The organism is Streptomyces cavernae (assembly GCF_004023625.1).
In the GTDB taxonomy this organism is placed as follows: Bacteria; Actinomycetota; Actinomycetes; order Streptomycetales; family Streptomycetaceae; genus Streptomyces; species Streptomyces cavernae.
Genome location: NZ_RPDJ01000007.1, coordinates 199,232 through 217,973 on the forward strand (window position 1 = coordinate 199,232; position 18,742 = coordinate 217,973).

The 18,742-nt window shown below is 69.7% G+C and carries 17 protein-coding genes; 10 read left to right on the top strand and 7 right to left on the bottom strand.

The window, feature by feature from the left end; all coding sequences use genetic code 11:
* Positions 1-254 precede the first annotated feature (254 nt).
* The 7 genes from gap (at position 255) to EF387_RS50045 (ending at position 6,942) form a co-directional block, all read left to right on the top strand.
* The gene (gap, locus tag EF387_RS19330; protein WP_128377825.1) at positions 255-1,262 is read left to right on the top strand and encodes a type I glyceraldehyde-3-phosphate dehydrogenase; all 1,008 of its coding nucleotides are present in this window, start codon (positions 255-257) and stop codon (positions 1,260-1,262) included.
* Between the two features lie 188 nt (positions 1,263-1,450).
* Complete coding sequence (locus tag EF387_RS19335) at positions 1,451-2,662, top strand: phosphoglycerate kinase (protein WP_128377826.1); 1,212 nt, start codon at positions 1,451-1,453, stop codon at positions 2,660-2,662.
* 41 nt (positions 2,663-2,703) lie between these two features.
* Complete coding sequence (gene tpiA, locus EF387_RS19340) at positions 2,704-3,459, top strand: triose-phosphate isomerase (protein ID WP_238431600.1); 756 nt, start codon at positions 2,704-2,706, stop codon at positions 3,457-3,459.
* 153 nt (positions 3,460-3,612) lie between these two features.
* Positions 3,613-3,843 carry a preprotein translocase subunit SecG gene (gene secG, locus EF387_RS19345; protein ID WP_128377988.1) on the top strand — a complete coding sequence of 77 codons (231 nt, stop codon included), beginning with the start codon at positions 3,613-3,615 and terminating at the stop codon, positions 3,841-3,843.
* A 226-nt stretch (positions 3,844-4,069) separates the two neighbouring features.
* Complete coding sequence (locus tag EF387_RS19350; protein WP_128377828.1) at positions 4,070-4,405, top strand: RNA polymerase-binding protein RbpA; 336 nt, start codon at positions 4,070-4,072, stop codon at positions 4,403-4,405.
* A gap of 283 nt (positions 4,406-4,688) precedes the next feature.
* Entirely contained in the window at positions 4,689-6,341 is a 1,653-nt protein-coding gene (gene pgi / locus EF387_RS19355) for a glucose-6-phosphate isomerase (protein ID WP_128377829.1), read from the top strand.
* A gap of 118 nt (positions 6,342-6,459) precedes the next feature.
* The gene (locus EF387_RS50045) at positions 6,460-6,942 is read left to right on the top strand and encodes a DUF2087 domain-containing protein (RefSeq protein WP_128377830.1); all 483 of its coding nucleotides are present in this window, start codon (positions 6,460-6,462) and stop codon (positions 6,940-6,942) included.
* A 48-nt stretch (positions 6,943-6,990) separates the two neighbouring features.
* Here EF387_RS50045 and pgl read toward each other — a convergent pair whose 3' ends face one another.
* Genes pgl through tkt form a run of 5 tightly spaced genes read right to left on the bottom strand, consistent with a single transcriptional unit; the run spans position 6,991 to position 13,788 of the window.
* Positions 6,991-7,773 carry a 6-phosphogluconolactonase gene (gene pgl, locus EF387_RS19365; RefSeq protein WP_128377831.1) on the bottom strand — a complete coding sequence of 261 codons (783 nt, stop codon included), beginning with the start codon at positions 7,771-7,773 and terminating at the stop codon, positions 6,991-6,993.
* A complete protein-coding gene (gene opcA, locus EF387_RS19370) occupies positions 7,770-8,993 on the bottom strand; it encodes a glucose-6-phosphate dehydrogenase assembly protein OpcA (RefSeq protein WP_128377832.1) in 1,224 nt (407 codons plus the stop codon). The genes pgl and opcA overlap by 4 nt, the downstream gene beginning before the upstream one ends.
* Complete coding sequence (gene zwf / locus EF387_RS19375) at positions 8,990-10,528, bottom strand: glucose-6-phosphate dehydrogenase (protein WP_128377833.1); 1,539 nt, start codon at positions 10,526-10,528, stop codon at positions 8,990-8,992. Before zwf ends, opcA begins: the two co-directional genes overlap by 4 nt.
* A gap of 4 nt (positions 10,529-10,532) precedes the next feature.
* Complete coding sequence (tal, locus tag EF387_RS19380) at positions 10,533-11,651, bottom strand: transaldolase (protein WP_128377834.1); 1,119 nt, start codon at positions 11,649-11,651, stop codon at positions 10,533-10,535.
* Positions 11,652-11,685: 34 nt separating this feature from the next.
* On the bottom strand, positions 11,686-13,788 hold the full coding sequence (gene tkt / locus EF387_RS19385; RefSeq protein ID WP_128377835.1) for a transketolase: 2,103 nt from the start codon (positions 13,786-13,788) through the stop codon (positions 11,686-11,688).
* Positions 13,789-14,196: 408 nt separating this feature from the next.
* On the opposite strand from tkt, the gene EF387_RS19390 reads away from it, so the two are divergent.
* From EF387_RS19390 to EF387_RS19400, 3 genes are read left to right on the top strand one after another with little or no spacing between them, the layout of a single operon-like run.
* The gene (locus EF387_RS19390; protein WP_128377836.1) at positions 14,197-15,144 is read left to right on the top strand and encodes a heme o synthase; all 948 of its coding nucleotides are present in this window, start codon (positions 14,197-14,199) and stop codon (positions 15,142-15,144) included.
* A gap of 57 nt (positions 15,145-15,201) precedes the next feature.
* Positions 15,202-15,549: a hypothetical protein gene (locus tag EF387_RS19395; RefSeq protein WP_128377837.1), complete on the top strand. Its 348-nt coding sequence runs from the start codon at positions 15,202-15,204 to the stop codon at positions 15,547-15,549.
* 56 nt (positions 15,550-15,605) lie between these two features.
* Positions 15,606-16,721 (top strand): amidohydrolase family protein, encoded by a 1,116-nt coding sequence (locus EF387_RS19400; RefSeq protein WP_128377838.1) that lies wholly within the window; start codon positions 15,606-15,608, stop codon positions 16,719-16,721.
* A gap of 110 nt (positions 16,722-16,831) precedes the next feature.
* Here the strand turns inward: EF387_RS19400 and EF387_RS19405 are convergent, their stop codons facing one another.
* Both EF387_RS19405 and EF387_RS19410 read right to left on the bottom strand, forming a co-directional pair.
* The gene (locus tag EF387_RS19405) at positions 16,832-17,848 is read right to left on the bottom strand and encodes a COX15/CtaA family protein (protein ID WP_128377839.1); all 1,017 of its coding nucleotides are present in this window, start codon (positions 17,846-17,848) and stop codon (positions 16,832-16,834) included.
* Between the two features lie 66 nt (positions 17,849-17,914).
* Positions 17,915-18,688: an ABC transporter permease gene (locus EF387_RS19410; RefSeq protein ID WP_128377840.1), complete on the bottom strand. Its 774-nt coding sequence runs from the start codon at positions 18,686-18,688 to the stop codon at positions 17,915-17,917.
* Positions 18,689-18,742: the final 54 nt, after the last annotated feature.

An 18,742-nucleotide genomic window follows, 5' to 3' on the forward strand; every position in this document is an offset into this window, starting at 1 on the left:
GCCGGCCGGCCCGTGCCCGCGCGAGCCGTCCGGGGCGTCACCGCCGTTGACCCAAGCGTCACCGCGCGGTGGACAGAACGTAAAGAAAACGGCGGTCCGTACCTCTACTGGTGGGTACGGGCCGCCGTGCCGTGTATGGCCCGTGGCCGATGTCACCACGCGGGCCTCAGGGAGGTAGGGTCGTAGGCGGTCGGGGACATCCCATACAACTCGCCGGCGTCGAAACCCGGCGTACCTAACGAGGAGATCGGTTCGTGACGATCCGCGTAGGCATCAACGGCTTTGGCCGCATCGGTCGTAACTACTTCCGCGCGCTGCTGGAGCAGGGTGCAGACATCGAGATCGTGGCTGTCAACGACCTGGGTGACACCGCGACCACCGCTCACCTGCTGAAGTACGACACCATCCTGGGCCGCCTGAAGGAGGAGGTGTCCCACACCAAGGACACCATCACCGTCGGCGGAAAGACGATCAAGGTGCTGTCCGAGCGCAACCCCGCCGACATCCCGTGGGGTGAGCTGGGTGCCGACATCGTCATCGAGTCGACCGGCATCTTCACGAACAAGGAAGACGCCGAGAAGCACATCGCCGGCGGCGCCAAGAAGGTCATCATCTCGGCTCCGGCCAAGAACGAGGACATCACCGTCGTGATGGGCGTCAACCACGACAAGTACGACCCGGCGAACCACCACGTCATCTCCAACGCCTCCTGCACCACCAACTGCGTGGCGCCGATGGCCAAGGTCCTCGACGAGAACTTCGGCATCGTCAAGGGTCTGATGACGACGGTGCACGCCTACACCAACGACCAGCGCATCCTGGACTTCCCGCACAAGGACCTGCGCCGCGCCCGGGCCGCCGCGGAGAACATCATCCCGACCACCACGGGTGCCGCGAAGGCCACCGCCCTGGTCCTGCCGCAGCTCAAGGGCAAGCTGGACGGCATCGCCATGCGCGTCCCGGTCCCGACCGGCTCGGTGACCGACCTGGTCCTCGAGCTCGGCCGCGAGGTCACCAAGGAAGAGATCAACGCCGCCTTCCAGAAGGCAGCCGAGGGCGAGCTCAAGGGCATCCTCGAGTACACGGAGGACGAGATCGTCTCCTCCGACATCGTCAACGCCCCGGCGTCCTGCACCTTCGACTCCTCCCTGACCATGGTCCAGGAGGGCAAGAACGTGAAGGTCATCGGCTGGTACGACAATGAGTGGGGCTACTCCAACCGTCTCGTCGACCTCACCGTCTTCGTCGGCGGCCAGCTCTGAGTCCCGGAGCAGGCACCTCGATGTGAGTGCCGGGCTCGGGCAGCGCAGCGTCGCGCTGTCCGAGCCCCCTTTTTGCGGCTGAACCGCCGCCGCTCCCGCGGACCCGGTCGCTTCGCCCATCATGGTTGCCCCGTCGATGGCCGAACCGTTCGCGGGAAAATACTCAGAGTCCCCTCAGGAGTCACTGAATGAAGACGATCGACGAACTTCTCGCCGAAGGGGTCGCGGGCAAGCGGGTCTTCGTCCGAGCCGACCTGAACGTACCGCTGGCCGACGGCCGCATCACCGACGACGGCCGTATCCGCGCCGTGCTGCCGACCGTCAAGGCGCTGGCCGACGCGGGCGCCAAGGTCGTCGTCGCCTCGCACCTCGGGCGTCCCAAGGGCGCACCGGACCCCGCCTTCTCGCTGCGGCCCGCCGCCGAACGGCTCGGCGAACTCCTCGGCGCGGACGTGCACTTCGCCACGGACACCGTCGGCGAGTCCGCCACGTCCACGGTCGCCGGTCTCCCCGAGGGCCGCGTCGCGGTCATCGAGAACCTGCGCTTCAACCCGGGCGAGACCGCCAAGGACGACGCCGAGCGCGGCGCGTTCGCCGATCAGCTCGCGGCCCTCGCCGACGTCTACGTGAGTGACGGCTTCGGCGCCGTGCACCGGGGGCACGCCTCGGTGTACGACCTCCCGGCCCGCCTGCCGCACTACGCCGGATACCTCATCGCGAACGAGGTCGGCGTCCTGAAGAAGCTCACCGAGGACGTCAAGCGCCCCTACGTCGTCGTGCTCGGCGGCGCCAAGGTCTCCGACAAGCTCGCCGTCATCGACCAACTGCTCGGCAAGGCCGACCGACTGCTCATCGGCGGCGGCATGGCGTACACCTTCCTCAAGGCCAAGGGGTACGAGATCGGCGGCTCCCTCCTCCAGGAGGACCAGCTCGCGGCGGTCACGGAGTACATCGAGCGCGCCGAGAAGACGGGTGTCGAACTGGTGCTGCCCGTCGACGCGCTCGTCGCCCCCGAGTTCCCGGACCTCAAGACCAAGGCGCCGGCGAGCCCGGCCACGGTCGCCGCGGACGCCATCCCGGCCGACCAGATGGGTCTGGACATCGGTCCGGAGACCCGCAAGCTGTACGCCTCGAAGATCACCGATGCCGCCACCGTCTTCTGGAACGGCCCGATGGGCGTCTTCGAGCACCCCGATTTCGCCGAGGGCACCAAGGCCGTCGCCCAGGCACTTCTCGACTCGTCGGCCTTCACGGTCGTCGGTGGCGGTGACTCCGCCGCGGCCGTGCGCATCCTGGGCTTCGACGAGTCGGCATTCGGCCACATCTCGACCGGTGGCGGCGCCTCCCTCGAATACCTCGAGGGCAAGACGCTCCCCGGCCTCGCCGCACTGGAGGACTGACCCCGATGTCCGCATCCGTTTCTGCCGGGCGCACGCCGCTGATGGCGGGCAACTGGAAGATGAACCTCAACCACCTCGAGGCCATCGCGCACGTCCAGAAGCTCGCCTTCGCCCTAGCCGACAAGGACTACGAGGCCGTCGAGGTCGCCGTCCTGCCCCCCTTCACCGACCTGCGCTCCGTGCAGACCCTGGTCGACGGTGACAAGCTCCGGATCAAGTACGGCGCGCAGGACGTCTCCGCGCACGACTCCGGCGCCTACACCGGCGAGATCTCCGGCCCGATGCTGGCCAAGCTGAAGTGCGCCTACGTGGCCGTGGGGCACTCCGAGCGGCGCCAGTACCACAACGAGACCGACGACGTCGTCAACGCCAAGGTCAAGGCGGCCTTCAAGCACGGCCTCACGCCGATCCTGTGCGTCGGTGAGGAACTGGAGGTCCGCGAGGCGGGCAACCACGTCACGCACACCCTCACCCAGGTCGAGGGCGGCCTCAAGGACGTCCCGGCCGAGCAGGCCGAGTCGGTCGTCATCGCCTACGAGCCGGTGTGGGCCATCGGTACCGGCAAGGTCTGCGGTGCCGACGACGCCCAGGAGGTCTGCGCGGCGATCCGCGGCAAGCTCGCCGAGCTGTACTCGCAGGAGCTGGCCGACCAGGTCCGCATCCAGTACGGCGGCTCCGTGAAGGCGGGCAACGTCGCGGAGATCATGGCGAAGCCCGACATCGACGGCGCGCTGGTCGGCGGGGCCTCACTGGACGCGGACGAGTTCGTCAAGATCGTGCGGTTCCGCGACCAGTGAGTGATCGACTGCTGCGACCGGTGAGTAGGCCGTAGCGGCGATACGTCGTACCCTTGCGGGGGTCGGAGCAGGAACCGGGCGTGCGGCGCCCGGTCGGCAGGCTCCGGCCCCCGTCGTCCATCCGAATCCTAGGAAGTTGGTCCAGCCGTGGTTTTGGGGTTCTCGATCGCCCTGATCGTCTTCAGCCTGCTGCTGATGCTGCTGGTGCTGATGCACAAGGGGAAGGGCGGCGGCCTCTCCGACATGTTCGGTGGCGGCATGCAGTCCTCCGTCGGCGGCTCCTCGGTCGCCGAGCGCAACCTCGACCGCATCACCGTCGTGGTCGGTTTGCTGTGGTTCGCGTGCATTGTCGTGCTCGGAATCATGATGAAGATCAACAACTGATCTCCCGTTGATCTCCTATTGATCTCCCATCGGTGTCGATACGGCCGTCTTAAGGGCCCATGTACCGGTACGCGCCCCCAAGTGCGGCCTATCATGGGCCCAGCGTCCAGGGGCGGGTGTAACTCCAATCACTGGACGCGCGTTGGGCCTTACGTAGACTGAGGCGCTCGCAGCGAAGCGACACGCCGACTCGCTTTGCGGCACCATCACGCAGGGAGTTACGACCGTGGCAAGTGGCAACGCGATCCGTGGAAGCCGGGTCGGGGCGGGGCCGATGGGCGAGGCCGAGCGTGGCGAGTCCGCGCCGCGGCTGCGCGTCTCCTTCTGGTGCTCCAACGGGCACGAGACGCAGCCGAGCTTCGCCAGCGACGCGCAGGTTCCCGACAACTGGGACTGCCCCCGCTGCGGCTTTCCGGCCGGACAGGACCGGGACAACCCGCCGGACCCGCCGCGCACCGAGCCGTACAAGACGCACCTCGCGTACGTACGGGAGCGGCGCAGCGACGCGGACGGCGAGGCGATCCTCGCGGAGGCGCTTGCCAAACTGCGCGGCGAAATCTAGGAGTTGGAGCCGGCCGGGCACCTGAGGGTGTCTGGCCGGACGCGTTGACAGGGCACGGCGGGGGCGCCCCGGTGGGCCCGCGCCCCGGCTCGTCTTCTTCTCCTGTCCGCCCTGATACCGGTCCGCGGCCGCGTTGATACCGGCGCGCCGACCGGACGTACCTGTTGTTGCACCGCACGACGGCGCGATGACTGCTCGTGTACCGCCCTGATCAATTAGGTTGGGACCGGCAGTGGGCAAGGTACGCAGAGCACCACAGGCAGGAAAGAGGCGGAAGTCCGAGATGAACGCAGACAGCCGTACCAGGCTCAACCAGACGCCCGAGTGGACCGCGCTGGCCAAGCACCGCGAAGAGCTCGACGGCACCCATCTGAGGGACCTGTTCGCGGCCGACCCCGGACGCGGCTCCGGATACACCCTCCAGGTCGGTGATCTGCACGTCGACTACTCCAAGCACCTGATCACCGACGAGACACTCCGGCTGCTGCGCGAGCTGGCCGCGGCGACCGATGTGTTCGGCCTCAGGGACGCCATGTTCCGCGGCGAGAAGATCAACACGACGGAGGACCGCGCGGTGCTGCACACCGCGCTGCGCGCCCCCCGGGACGCGGTCGTCGAGGTCGACGGCGAGAACGTGGTGCCGGGCGTGCACGCCGTGCTCGACAAGATGGCCGACTTCTCCGAGCGTGTCCGCTCCGGAGCCTGGACCGGCCACACCGGCAAGCGCATCAAGAACGTCGTCAACGTCGGCATCGGCGGCTCCGACCTCGGCCCTGCCATGGCCTACGAGGTGCTGCGCTCCTACACCGACCGCGACCTCACTGTCCGCTTCGTGTCGAACGTCGACGGCGCCGACCTGCACGAGGCCGTACGGGACCTCGACGCCGCGGAGACACTCTTCATCATCGCCTCGAAGACGTTCACCACGATCGAGACGATCACCAACGCGACCTCCGCCCGCGACTGGCTGCTCACCGAACTGAAGGCCGGACCGGAAGCCGTCGCCAAGCACTTCGTCGCGCTGTCCACGAACGCCGAGAAGGTCGGCGACTTCGGCATCGACACGGCGAACATGTTCGAGTTCTGGGACTGGGTCGGCGGGCGCTACTCCTACGACTCCGCCATCGGCCTCTCCCTGATGATCGCCATCGGCCCGGACCGCTTCCGGGAGATGCTCGACGGCTTCCGACTGGTCGACGACCACTTCCGGACCGCGCCCGCCGAGGCCAACGTGCCGTTGCTGCTGGGCCTGTTGGGCATCTGGTACGGCAACTTCCACGACGCGCAGTCGCACGCCGTACTGCCGTACAGCCACTACCTCTCCAAGTTCGCCGCCTACCTCCAGCAGTTGGACATGGAGTCCAACGGCAAGTACGTCACCCGTGACGGACAGGAGGTCGACTGGCAGACCGGACCGGTCGTCTGGGGCACGCCCGGTACCAACGGGCAGCACGCCTACTACCAACTCATCCACCAGGGCACCAAGTTGATCCCGGCCGACTTCATCGGCTTCGCCGAGCCGGTCGCCGATCTGCGGCCGGGACTGGTGGCTCAGCACGACCTGCTGATGGCCAACTTCTTCGCGCAGACCCAGGCACTGGCCTTCGGTAAGACGCCGGACGAGGTGCGTGCGGAGGGTGTGCCCGAGGAACTGGTCGCGCACAAGACGTTCAAGGGAAACCACCCGACGACCACGATCCTCGCGCGTGAGCTGACCCCGTCGGTCCTCGGCCAGCTCATCGCCCTCTACGAGCACAAGGTGTTCGTCCAGGGCGCCGTGTGGAACATCGACTCCTTCGACCAGTGGGGCGTCGAACTCGGCAAGGTCCTCGCCAAGCGTGTCGAGCCCGCGCTGACCGAGGGCGTGGAGGTACCCGGACTGGACCCGTCGACGACGGCACTGGTCGCCAAGTACCGGGAGCTGCGCGGGCGTTGAGCCGCCGTCAGCGACCGGACCTGGCGGCGGTCAAATGGGGTGCACGGGGGTGGTTCTCCGGGCGACACTGCGGCACTGTGATCTCCCGGAGAACCGGAAGTACCGGAAGGACCCCCTCATGGACCAGCTGCTGTCCGCGCTCGCGGATCCCGAGCGACTGAAGCTGTACGCGCGGATCGTGCTGGACGACCTCCCACCGCGTGAGGAGGACTCCGCGGCGGTGCGCAGACACCTGGGGAGGCTGGTGAAGGCGGGACTCGTGGAACGGGACGAGGACGGCAATCTGCACGCCGATCCCGCCGTGTTCCGGCGCGGACGCAGCGCCGAGCCCGCGCCCTCCGGGGTGCCGCGCCGGCTCGTGGGTTTCTTCGCACAGGGGCGGCTGACGTCGATACCGGTGCGCCCGGTGGTCCGCCGGGAACTGCTGGTCCATCTCACCGGCACGCTCTTCGACGCGGACCGCAGCTATACCGAGCGCGAGATCAACGAGGCCTTCCGAACGGTCCACGACGACACCTCGGCGCTCCGCAGATACTGCGTCGAGACCGGTCTCCTGATACGGGAGCGGGACGGTTCCAGCTACCGCAGGGCGGAAGCGTAAGGGCCCGGCACCTCGTGGTGCCGGGCCCTTGTCACTGACGGGAGGACGTCACGCCACCGCCGGCGGATACAGCTCCGGAGGCAGTTGTGCGGCCGCCGCCGCGTCCAGCAGCCACAGCGTGCGTGACCTGCCGTACGCGCCGGCGGCGGGGGCCTGGATCTCGCCCGCGCCCGACAGGGCGATGGCCACCGCCTTCGCCTTGTCCTCACCCGCCGCCAGCAGCCACACCTCACGGGCCGCCCGGATCGCCGGCAGCGTGAGCGAGACACGTGTGGGCGGCGGCTTGGGCGCGCCGTGCACGCCCACCACCATGCGTTCCGTCTCCCGTACGGCCGGGTGTTCGGGGAACAGGGAGGCCACGTGGGTGTCCGGACCGACGCCGAGCATCAGCACGTCGAACGACGGCACCGCGCCGTGGTTCTCGGGCCGCGAGGCCTTCGCCAGCACGGCGGCGTACGCCTCGGCGGCGGAGTCCGCGTCGGCGCCCCACGGCCCGTCCGCGGCCGGCATCGCGTGCACCCGGGCGGGATCCAGCGGCACCGAGTCAAGCAACGCCTGGCGTGCCTGGGTGACATTGCGCTCCGGGTCGCCCTCCGGCAGGAACCGCTCGTCGCCCCACCACAGGTCGATCCGGCCCCAGTCGATGGCGTCCCGCGCGGGCGCCGCGGCGAGCGCCGCCAGCACGCCGTTGCCATTGCGGCCGCCGGTCAGCACGATCGACGCCGCGCCGCGTGAGGCCTGCGCGTCGACCACCTTGGTGATCAGCCGGGCCGCCGCGGCCTGGGCCATCAGCTCCTTGTCGCGGTGGACGACCAGTTGCGGGGGGCTCACTGCGGTGTCTCCGCCTTCTTGACCGGGGGCATCTGTGCCGGGGTCGGCCGGCTGACATCGCTGTCGTCCGAGGCGTCGCCCGACGCGTTTCCCGATGTGCTCCCCGACGGGGGGACGGGCGGGGTGGCGGGCCGGGACAGAGGCGGTGCGGCGGGCGGCAGCGCCGGCGGGGACACCCGGTCCAAAGCCGCCGAGGCCTCGGAGGACGCAGCGGAGGACACCGCGTCCGGCAGGCCCGGAGTTCCACCGGTCGCCGGGGTTCGCGCCGCCGGGACCCTGGACACGGCCGGCCTGGCCCCGCCCAGCCGGTCCACCCCGAACCGCAGGGCGGACGCGTAGGTGTCGTCCGGGTCGAGCCGCCGCAGCTCCTCCGCGATCAGCTCGGACGTCTCACGGCGTTTGAGCGCCACCGCGCGGTCCGGCTGGCCAGGCAGCGCCAGCGTGGCCATCGCCCCGTCCGGCCGGTGCAGGGTAATGGGCCCACCGGTCGTCTCCAGCCGCACCTCGGTCAGGCCGGGGCCCGCGGAGACCCCGCGCCGGACGTGCACACGGAGCCGGTCGGCGAGCCACATGGCCAGCAGTTCCACGCTCGGGTTGAATTCCTCGCCCCACACCTCGGCGGAGATGACCTCGCAGGTCACCTGGTCGAGGGCGGCGGCCAGCATGGAGCGCCACGGGGTGATCCGGGTCCACGCCAGGTCGGTGTCGCCGGGCTCGTAGCTCTCGGCGCGGGCCCGCAGCTCATCGACGGGCTTCTCCGCCGCGTAGCTGTCGGTGACCCGGCGCTGCCCCAGGGCACCCAGCGGGTCCTTGGCCGGGTCGCGCGGGGCGCCCACCGACCACCAGACCACGACCGGGGCGTCCGGAAGCAGCAGCGGAAGCACCACGGAGTCGGCGTGGTCGGCCGTCTCGCCGTACAGCCGCAGCACCACCGTCTCGCCGGTGCCCGCGTCCGCGCCCACCCGGACCTCGGCGTCCAACCGGGACTGCGTGCGGTCGCGGGGGGTGCGCGAGACCCGCTTGATGACGACCAGGGTGCGCGAGGGGTGCTCGCGCGAGGCGTCCCCGGCCGCCTTCAGGGCGTCGTAGGCGTTCTCCTCGTCGGTGACGACGACGAGGGTGAGCACCATGCCCACGGCGGGTGTGCCGATGGCCCGGCGGGCCTTCACCAACGCCTTGTTGATTTTGCTGGCAGTGATGTCCGTGAGGTCTATCTTCATGGCCGGCGCCAGCTCCGTCCGTTGCGCTGCAGCATCTCGTCCGCCTCGACCGGGCCCCAGGTGCCCGCCGGGTACTGTGCGGGCTTGCCGTGCTTGTCCCAGTACTGCTCGATCGGGTCGAGGATCCGCCAGGACAGCTCGACCTCCTCGGTCCTCGGGAAGAGGTTCGAGTCGCCGAGCAGCACGTCCAGGATCAGGCGCTCGTACGCCTCCGGGCTGGACTCGGTGAAGGACTCGCCGTAGGCGAAGTCCATCGACACGTCCCGGATCTCCATCGAGGTGCCCGGCACCTTGGAGCCGAAGCGGACCGTGACGCCCTCGTCGGGCTGGACGCGGATCACGACCGCGTTCTGGCCCAGTTCCTCGGTGGCGGTGGTGTCGAAGGGGGAGTGCGGGGCGCGCTGGAAGACGACCGCGATCTCGGTGACCCGGCGGCCGAGCCGCTTGCCGGTGCGCAGGTAGAAGGGGACGCCCGCCCAGCGGCGGTTGTCGACCTCGAGCTTGATCGCGGCGTAGGTGTCCGTCTTGGAGTCGGGGTCGGTGCCCTCCTCCTCGAGGTAGCCGACGGCCTTCTCGCCGCCCTGCCAGCCGGCCGCGTACTGCGCGCGCACGGTGTCCCTGCCCAGGTCCTTCGGCAGCTTGACCGCGCCGAGCACCTTGGTCTTCTCGGCCGCGAGCGCGTCCGCGTCGAAGGAGGAGGGCTCCTCCATGGCGGTCAGCGCCATCAGCTGCAGCAGGTGGTTCTGGATCACGTCACGGGCGGCGCCGATGCCGTCGTAGTAGCCCGCCCGGCCGCCGATGCCGATGTCCTCGGCCATCGTGATCTGGACATGGTCGACGAAGGACCGGTTCCAGATCGGCTCGAACATCTGGTTGGCGAAGCGCAGCGCCAGGATGTTCTGGACGGTCTCCTTGCCCAGGTAGTGGTCGATGCGGAAGACCTGGTCCGGGGCGAAGACCTCGTGGACGATCTCGTTCAGCTCCTGGGCGCTGGCGAGGTCATGGCCGAACGGCTTCTCGATGACCGCGCGCCGCCAGGAGCCGTTCGTCTGGTCGGCCAGCCCGTGCTTCTTCAGCTGCTGGATGACCACGGGGAAGGACTTCGGCGGTACGGAGAGGTAGAAGGCGAAGTTGCCGCCCGTGCCCTGCGCCTTGTCGAGCTCCTCGATGGTGGAGCGCAGCCGTTCGAAGGCCTCGTCGTCGTCGAAGGTGCCCTGGACGAAGCGCATGCCCTGGACGAGCTGCTGCCAGACCTCCTCGCGGAAGGGGGTGCGGGCGTGCTCCTTGACGGCGTCGTGGACCTCCTGCGCGAAGTCCTCGTGCTCCCACTCGCGGCGGGCGAACCCGACGAGGGAGAAACCCGGCGGAAGCAGCCCACGATTGGCGAGGTCGTACACGGCGGGCATCAGCTTTTTACGTGACAAATCGCCCGTAACGCCGAAGATGACCAGGCCCGACGGCCCCGCGATACGCGGGAGCCGTCGGTCCGCGGCGTCACGGAGCGGGTTCGCTCCGGTGACCGGGGAAGGGGTCAAGGTCTCAGCCCTCCGAGGGGGCGAGGCGCTGCAGCTCCGCCTCGGTCGACTTCAGCAGGTCGTTCCAGGAGGCCTCGAACTTGTCGACGCCCTCGTCCTCGAGCAGCTGGACCACCTCGTCGTAGGAGATCCCGATCTTCTCCAGCGCGGCGATCTCGGCGCGGGACTGCTCGTAGGTGCCGGCGATGGCGTTGCCGCGGATCTCGCCCTGCTCGGCGGTGGCCTGCAGGGTGGCCTCCGGCATGGTGTTCACCGTGTTCGGCGCGACCAGCTCGTCGACGTACAGCGTGGCCTTGTAGGCCGGGTCCTTCACACCGGTGGACGCCCACAGCGGACGCTGCTTGTTGGCGCCCGCGTTCTCCAGCGCGCTCCAGCGATCGGTGGAGAACACCTCTTCGTACGCCTGGTAGGCGAGCCGGGCGTTGGCGACACCCGCCTTGCCGCGCAGTGCCTTGGCCTCGTCGGTGCCGAGCGCGTCGATGCGCTTGTCGATCTCCGTGTCCACGCGGGAGACGAAGAAGGACGCCACCGAGTGGATCTTGGAGAGGTCCAGGCCGCGCTCCTTGGCCTTCTCCAGACCGGACAGGAAGGCGTCCATGACCTCGCGGTAGCGCTCCAGCGAGAAGATCAGCGTGACGTTGACGCTGATGCCCAGGCCGATGACCTCGGTGATCGCCGGCAGGCCCGCGCGGGTGGCCGGGATCTTGATGAGCGTGTTGGGGCGGTCCACCAGCCAGGCCAGCTGCTTGGCCTCGGCGACGGTCGCCTTGGTGTCGTGCGCGAGCCGCGGGTCGACCTCGATGGAGACCCGGCCGTCCTGGCCGCCGGTCGCCTCGAAGACCGGGTGCAGGATGTCGGCGGCGTCACGGACGTCCGCCGTGGTGATCATCCGGATGGCCTCTTCGACGGTGACCTTGCGGGCGGCGAGGTCGGAGACCTGCGCGTCGTAGCCGTCGCCCTGCGAGATCGCCTTCTGGAAGATCGTCGGGTTGGTGGTCACGCCCACGACGTGCTGCTGGTCGATCAGCTCGGCGAGGTTGCCGGACGTGATCCGCTGGCGCGACAGGTCGTCCAGCCAGATCGCGACGCCTTCCTCGGAGAGGCGCTTCAGTGCGTCTGTCATGGAAAATGCATCTCCTACGTGTCGTATATCAGCGTCAGCGCTGGGCTGCGGCGAGGGATTCCCGGGCGGCGGCGACCACATTCTCCGGAGTGAAACCGAACTCGCGGAAAAGGACCTTGCCGTCGGCCGACGCGCCGAAGTGCTCGAGGGAAACGATGCGACCGGTGTCGCCCACGAAACGGTGCCAGGTCAGCCCGATGCCGGCCTCCACCGCGACCCGGGCCTTCACCGACGGCAGAAGGACGCTGTCCCGGTACCCCTGGTCCTGCTCGTCGAACCACTCCACGGACGGCATGGAGACGACCCGCGTCGGGGTTCCCGCGGACTGCAACTGCTCGCGCGCCTCGACGGCGATGTGCACCTCGGAGCCGGTGGCGATCAGGATCACCTCGGGCTCGGCGGTCTTCCCGTCGGCGCCCTCCGCCTCGAACAGCACATAGCCGCCCCGCGCGGTGCCCTCGTTGGGCTCGTACGTCGGCACGCCCTGGCGGGTCAGCGCGAGGCCGTGCGGGGCGCCCTTGCCGAACTCCTTGGTGTACCGCTTGAGGATCTCGCGCCAGGCGATGGCGGTCTCGTTGGCGTCGGCCGGGCGGACGATGTTCAGACCCGGGATGGCACGCAGCGAGGCGAGGTGCTCGATCGGCTGGTGGGTGGGGCCGTCCTCGCCCAGACCGATGGAGTCGTGCGTCCACACGTACGTCACCGGCAGGTGCATCAGCGCCGACAGACGTACGGCATTGCGCATGTAGTCGGAGAAGACGAGGAACGTGCCGCCGTAGATACGGGTGTTGCCGTGCAGCGCGATGCCGTTCATCTCCGCGGCCATCGAGTGCTCGCGGATGCCGTAGTGGATCGTGCGGCCGTAGGGGTTGGCCTCCGGCAGCGGGTTGTCGGCCGGCAGGAACGAACTCGTCTTGTCGATCGTGGTGTTGTTGGAGCCCGCCAAGTCGGCCGAGCCGCCCCACAGTTCGGGGATGACACCACCGAGCGCCTGCAGTACCTTGCCGGACGCCGCCCGCGTGGCGACCCCCTTGCCCGCCTCGAAGACCGGGAGCTTCTCCTCCCAGCCGGTGGGCAGCTCACCCTTGCTGACGCGGTCGAACTCCGCGGCGCGCTGGGGGTTGGCGGTGCGCCAGGCGGCGAAGGACTTCTCCCACTCGGCGCGGGCGTCCCGGGCGCGCTCGCCCAGCGAACGGGTGTGCTTGATGACGTCGTCCGCGACGTCGAAGGACTTCTCCGGGTCGAAGCCCAGGACGCGCTTGGTGGCCGCCACCTCCTCGTCGCCGAGGGCGGAGCCGTGGGCGGCCTCGGTGTTCTGCGCGTTCGGGGCGGGCCAGGCGATGATCGAACGCATCGCGATGAAGGACGGCTTGTCGGTGACCGCCTTGGCCTCCTCGATCGCCGCGTAGAGCGCGGCCGGATCCAGGTCGCCGTTGTCCTTCGGCGCCACCCGCTGCACGTGCCAGCCGTACGCCTCGTACCGCTTCACCGTGTCCTCGGAGACGGCCGTCTCGGTGTCGCCCTCGATCGAGATGTGGTTGTCGTCCCACAGCAGGATCAGATTGCCGAGCTTCTGGTGGCCGGCGAGCGAGGACGCCTCCGCTGAGATGCCCTCCTGCAGACAGCCGTCACCCGCAATGGCGAAGACGTGGTGGTCGAAGGGGGAGGTGCCCGGCTCGGCGTCCGGGTCGAACAGACCGCGCTCGTAGCGGGCCGCCATGGCCATGCCCACCGCGTTGGCCACGCCCTGGCCGAGTGGGCCGGTGGTGGTCTCCACACCCTTGGTGTGGCCGTACTCCGGGTGACCGGGCGTCTTGCTGCCCCAGGTACGGAAGGCTTCCAGGTCCTCCAGCTCAAGGCCGAAACCGCCCAGGTACAGCTGGATGTAGAGGGTCAGGGACGAGTGGCCCGCGGACAGCACGAAACGGTCCCGGCCCGTCCAGTCGGTGTCCGACGGGTCGTGCCGCATCACCTTCTGGAAGAGGGTGTAGGCGGCCGGAGCCAGGCTCATCGCCGTACCCGGATGGCCGTTGCCGACCTTCTGTACGGCATCGGCGGCCAGGATGCGAGCCGTGTCGACGGCCCGCTGGTCCAACTCGGTCCACTCGAGGTCTGTGGTGGTCGGCTTGGTGCTCACCCTGGGTCAGGGCTCCTCTCCACATACATGTCGAATGCCGGTGTTCTGGGACGCACCGGCCGTTGTCGAGCCTACCCCTGTGAGTACGCGCGTTTTTTCGAGTCGTCCCAGACTGCCGGACTGTCGGCGATCCGCCTCCCGCCACCGGGTGAGGCCCCTTCTGATGGATCTCCGAGCGTCGTTCTGGGTTTCGGCCATGGAATACGCAGCGGTTGATCGGAGTGCTCAATGCGGCCCGCGTGTTCCCCTCCGGCGCGTCCGCGCGCGCCGTCCCGGCCGCCTCTCCCAACACGGCCACCCCCCCCGCGAAGGCGGGTCTGGGCAACGTCTAGAGTGGCGTGGTACGCGCGAGCCTTTACCGGGTGTTCACACCCGGTGCTCGCTGGGATGTCTGTGTCAGGGGTGTGCGTGACGGCCGTCGAATCCCGTCCACCGGGAGTGCTCGCATCGAGCAGCAGCCGGGGCCAGCGGCCGTTTGGGGCCCGTGTCAAAGCGTTCGTGGCGTTGACCAAGCCGCGGATCATCGAGCTTCTGCTGATCACCACGGTCCCGGTGATGTTCCTGGCCGAGCAGGGCGTACCGGACCTCTGGCTGGTGCTGGCCACGTGCATCGGCGGCTACCTCTCGGCGGGCGGCGCCAACGCGCTCAACATGTACATCGACCGGGACATCGACGCGCTCATGGCGCGTACGTCACAGCGGCCGCTGGTGACGGGCATGGTCTCGCCGCGCGAGGGCCTGGTCTTCGGCCTCATCCTCGCGGTGGTCTCCACGATGTGGTTCGGTCTGCTCGTCAACTGGCTGTCCGCATGCCTGTCGCTCGGAGCGCTGCTCTTCTACGTCGTCGTCTACACGATGATCCTCAAGCGGCGTACGTCGCAGAACATCGTGTGGGGCGGCATCGCAGGCTGCATGCCGGTACTGATCGGCTGGTCCGCCGTCACCGACTCCATGTCGTGGGCCGCGGTCATCCTCTTCCTCGTCATCTTCTTCTGGACGCCGCCGCACTACTGGCCGCTGTCCATGAAGGTGAAGGAGGACTACGCGCGCGTGGGTGTGCCGATGCTTCCGGTCATCGCCTCCAACAAGGTGGTCGCCCGGCAGATCGTGATCTACAGCTGGGTGATGGTCGCCGTCTCGCTGCTGCTCACGCCGCTCGGGTACACCGGCTGGTTCTACACGGCGGTCGCCCTCGTCACGGGCGGCTGGTGGCTCTGGGAGGCGCACGCGCTGCAAAACCGCGCCAAGGACGGCACGACGGGCGCCAAGCTCAAGGAGATGCGCCTGTTCCACTGGTCCATCACCTATGTGTCACTGCTGTTCGTGGCGGTGGCGGTGGACCCGTTCCTGCGCTGACGTACGTCACAGGGGCCTGCTCTCGCCAGGCGATCTACCCGTCGGTAGCATCCCGGTATGGCAGAAACCCAGCAGGCAGACGGCGCCAGGCAGGCGGCCAGGGACGAGCGCCGGGCCGCCAGGCTCGCCCAGCAGATCGGTGCCTTCGCCAAGGCGCACGGCGGTGCCGAGGCGCAGGTCGCGTACATCGGACGACGCGGCGTCCGGATCGTGCTCGTCGGTGTGGACGGCGGCTGGGGCGACCTCGTGGCGCCCAGCCAGGCGATCGCCGATCAGGCCGTGCAGAAGGCCGGGATCACCGTTCACGAGTCCTTCGACGGTGACTTCGCCGCCAAGGTGAGGACCGGTCCGTACGAGTGGTCGCGGATGGCCGGGATCCAGCTCGGAGGACCCAGCAACACCTGAGGGCGGTCTCACCCGTTAGGACCGTAGGGAGCGCGGTCCAGCGACGGGGAGTCCGGATGATCGAAACGCCCGCCCTGGTGGATCAGTACTGCCACGGGGTGCTTCGTACGGAGCTGGGCCTCGGCACGTTCGAGGCCCACCTCGCGCGCACGGAGGGGCCGCCCGCGGCGGGCACCACCCTCTTCGACACGCAGACCGGCTTCGCGGTACGCCGCTGGTGTCCGCCCCTGCTCGGTCTGGAGCCACACTGTCCGCCGGCCCGTTATCTCGCCCGGCGGCGGGAGCTGGGCGCCCTGGAGGCGAGCCGGCTGCTGCTGCGCGGCAGCGGCATCACGACCTACCTCGTCGACACGGGGCTGCCCGGCGATCTCACCGGCCACCGTGAGATGGCCTCGGACGGGGACGCCGCGGCACACGAGATCGTCCGGCTGGAGCAGCTCGCGGAGCAGGTCGCCGACACCTCGGGCACGGTCGAGTCGTTCCTCGCCAACCTCGCCGAGTCGCTGCACGGGGCCGCCGCGAACGCCGTCGCCTTCACCTCGGTGGCGGGCGTACGGCACGGGCTCGCGCTCGCGCCGGAGCCGCCCGGCCCCGGTGAGGTGCGGGGCGCGGCGGGCCGCTGGCTGGCCGGGCGCAGCGTGGGCGGCACCCTGAGCGACCCGGTCCTGCTGCGGCACCTGCTGTGGATGGCCGTGGCCTCCGGCCTGCCCCTCCAGCTCCACGCCGGCCTCGGCGAACCGGGACTGCGCATCGACCGCACCGATCCCGTGCTGCTCACCGACTTCGCCCGGGCCACCGCCGGACTCGGCACCGATCTGGTCCTGCTGCACGGCTACCCGTACCACCGTCACGCGGCCCATCTCGCCGGGGTCTTCCCCCATGTCCACGCCGACCTGGGCGCGGCACTGGTCCGCACGGGCGCGCGGGCGGCGGCCGTCCTCGCGGAGATCCTGGAACTCGCGCCCTTCGGCAAGCTCCTCTTCTCCAGCGGCGCGCACGGTCTGCCGGAACTGCACGTCGTGGGCGCCCATCTGTTCCGCGAGGCACTCGCGCGCCTGCTCGGCAACTGGGTCGCCGAGGGGGCGTGGTCCCTCGGCGACGCACAACGCGTGGCGGGCATGATCGCTGCGGAGAACGCGCGGCGGGTGTACGGGCTGGACGGGGAGGGGTGACCCGGCCCGGGGAGGTCACGCGCGAGTGGCGGGGCACCTCGCCTGGCGTGGCGGGTCTGTCAACGCGCGCGTGGCGGGTCGGTTCGCTCAACGCGCGAGTAGCGGGTCGGTCAGCTCAAGGCGTGCGTGGCCGCCGCGGACTCCGTCGCCGGACGCGGCACTTCCGTGGTGTCGTACGGGCGTTCGCGCAGCGCGAGCTGGACGCGCAGCAACGCGATCCACATCAGGGCCGAGCCCAGCATGTGCAGGCCGACCAGGATCTCCGGCAGCTCGGTGAAGTACTGGACGTAGCCGATGGCACCCTGGGCGAGCAGGATCAGGAACAGGTCGCGGGTGCGCCGCAGCGGCTCCGGTGGCGCGTCGACTGCCTTCAGGACGAACCACAGGGCGAAGGTCAGCGTCACCACGATCCAGGCCAGCACGGCGTGCAGCTTGCTGACGGTCTCCCAGTCCACCGGCATGCGCTCGACCTCGCTTGAGCTTCCCGCGTGCGGGCCCGCGCCGGTGACCACCGTGCCCACCGCTATCAGCAGCACGGACGCGGCGATCAGGAACCACACCAGCTGCCGCACCGCCGTGCCGACCAGCGGACGCGGTGCCCCGTCCCCCTCACGGGTGCGCTGCCACATCAGCACGGCGACCGTGATCAGGGCCGACGTCAGCATGAAGTGGGCGGCGACCGTGTACGGGTTGAGACCGACCAGGACCACGATCCCGCCGAGCACCGCGTTGCCCATGACGATCCAGAACTGCGCCCAGCCCAGCCGGGTGAGGCCCCGCGGCCAGGGCTTCACGGAGCGGGCGGCGATGATCGCCCAGCCGACCGCGGCGCAGAGCACGTACGTCAGCATGCGGTTGCCGAACTCGATGACGCCGTGCAGGCCCATCTCACGGGTGGCGGTGAGCGAGTCCTCGGTGCACTTGGGCCAGGTCGGGCAGCCGAGTCCGGACCCGGTGAGCCGGACGGCACCGCCGGTGCCCACGATGACCACCGCCATGACGAGGGCGGCGAGGGCCGCCCGCCGAACGGTCCGCGGCGTCGGCGTCCAGCGGTCGGCGATGAAGGCGAGGGGGTTGCGTGCGGCGCGTGCCGCGTCCGCGGGGGTCAGCTCTGGCACGCCCACCATCGTAGGCCGCCGCTTGTGCACGGCTTCACGAGGCCCCCGCCCACCCCCGTCGTCCCTGGTCCGCCGCTACTCCCAGCGGAAGAGCTTCGCCGCGGCCGAGAGCCCCGCGACCGCCCACACGGCCAGGATCCCGAGCTCCCGCCAGGGCACTCCCGCCCCGTGCTGCAGCACGTCCCTGAGCCCGTCCGAGAGGGCCGCGATCGGCAGCAGGCCGAGCACTGCTCGGGCGGCGTCCGGGAACTTGTCCAACGGGACGATCACCCCGCCGCCGACCAGCAGCAGGATGAAGACCAGGTTCGCGGCGGCCAACGTCGCCTCCGCCTTCAGCGTGCCGGCCATCAGCAGTCCGAGTCCGGAGAAGGCCGCCGTGCCGAGGACCAGCAGCAGGAGGACGGAGAAGGGGTTTCCGTGCGGGGACCAGCCCAGCGCGAACGCGATCACCGTCAGTAGCACGATCTGGAGGACCTCGGTGACCAGCACGGACGCCGTCTTCGCGGCCATCAGGCCCCAGCGGGGGAGCGGTGAGGACGCGAGCCGCTTGAGGACCCCGTAGCGCCGCTCGAAGCCGGTCGCGATGGCCTGCCCGGTGAACGCGGTCGACAACACGGCGAGCGCCAGGATGCCGGGCGCCAGGAAGTCGACGGCCTCGCCCTCGCCGGTGTCGACGATGTCCACCGCGCTGAACAGGACCAGCAGCAGGGTGGGGATGACCACCGTCAGCAACAGCTGCTCGCCGTTGCGCAGCAGCATCCTGGTCTCCAGGGCCGCCTGCGCCGCGATCATGCGGGGCAGCGGGGCCGCCCCCGGCTTCGGCGCGTACGTACCACTACCGGCGCTCATCCGTGCAACTCCTTGCCGGTCGGCTCCAGGCTGTGTTTTCCCGGGGGGCGACCC

Bases quoted from the DNA above. Each gene is read 5' to 3' on its own strand.
- EF387_RS19405 (WP_128377839.1), bottom strand. From the start codon at position 17,848: ATGGTGGGCGTGCCAGAGCTGACCCCCGCGGACGCGGCACGCGCCGCA.
- tal (WP_128377834.1), bottom strand. From the start codon at position 11,651: ATGACAGACGCACTGAAGCGCCTCTCCGAGGAAGGCGTCGCGATCTGG.
- EF387_RS50045 (WP_128377830.1), top strand. From the start codon at position 6,460: ATGGACCAGCTGCTGTCCGCGCTCGCGGATCCCGAGCGACTGAAGCTG.
- EF387_RS19335 (WP_128377826.1), top strand. From the start codon at position 1,451: ATGAAGACGATCGACGAACTTCTCGCCGAAGGGGTCGCGGGCAAGCGG.
- EF387_RS19410 (WP_128377840.1), bottom strand. From the start codon at position 18,688: ATGAGCGCCGGTAGTGGTACGTACGCGCCGAAGCCGGGGGCGGCCCCG.
- opcA (WP_128377832.1), bottom strand. From the start codon at position 8,993: ATGAAGATAGACCTCACGGACATCACTGCCAGCAAAATCAACAAGGCG.
- tpiA (WP_238431600.1), top strand. From the start codon at position 2,704: ATGGCGGGCAACTGGAAGATGAACCTCAACCACCTCGAGGCCATCGCG.
- pgi (WP_128377829.1), top strand. From the start codon at position 4,689: ATGAACGCAGACAGCCGTACCAGGCTCAACCAGACGCCCGAGTGGACC.
- EF387_RS19395 (WP_128377837.1), top strand. From the start codon at position 15,202: ATGGCAGAAACCCAGCAGGCAGACGGCGCCAGGCAGGCGGCCAGGGAC.
- EF387_RS19400 (WP_128377838.1), top strand. From the start codon at position 15,606: ATGATCGAAACGCCCGCCCTGGTGGATCAGTACTGCCACGGGGTGCTT.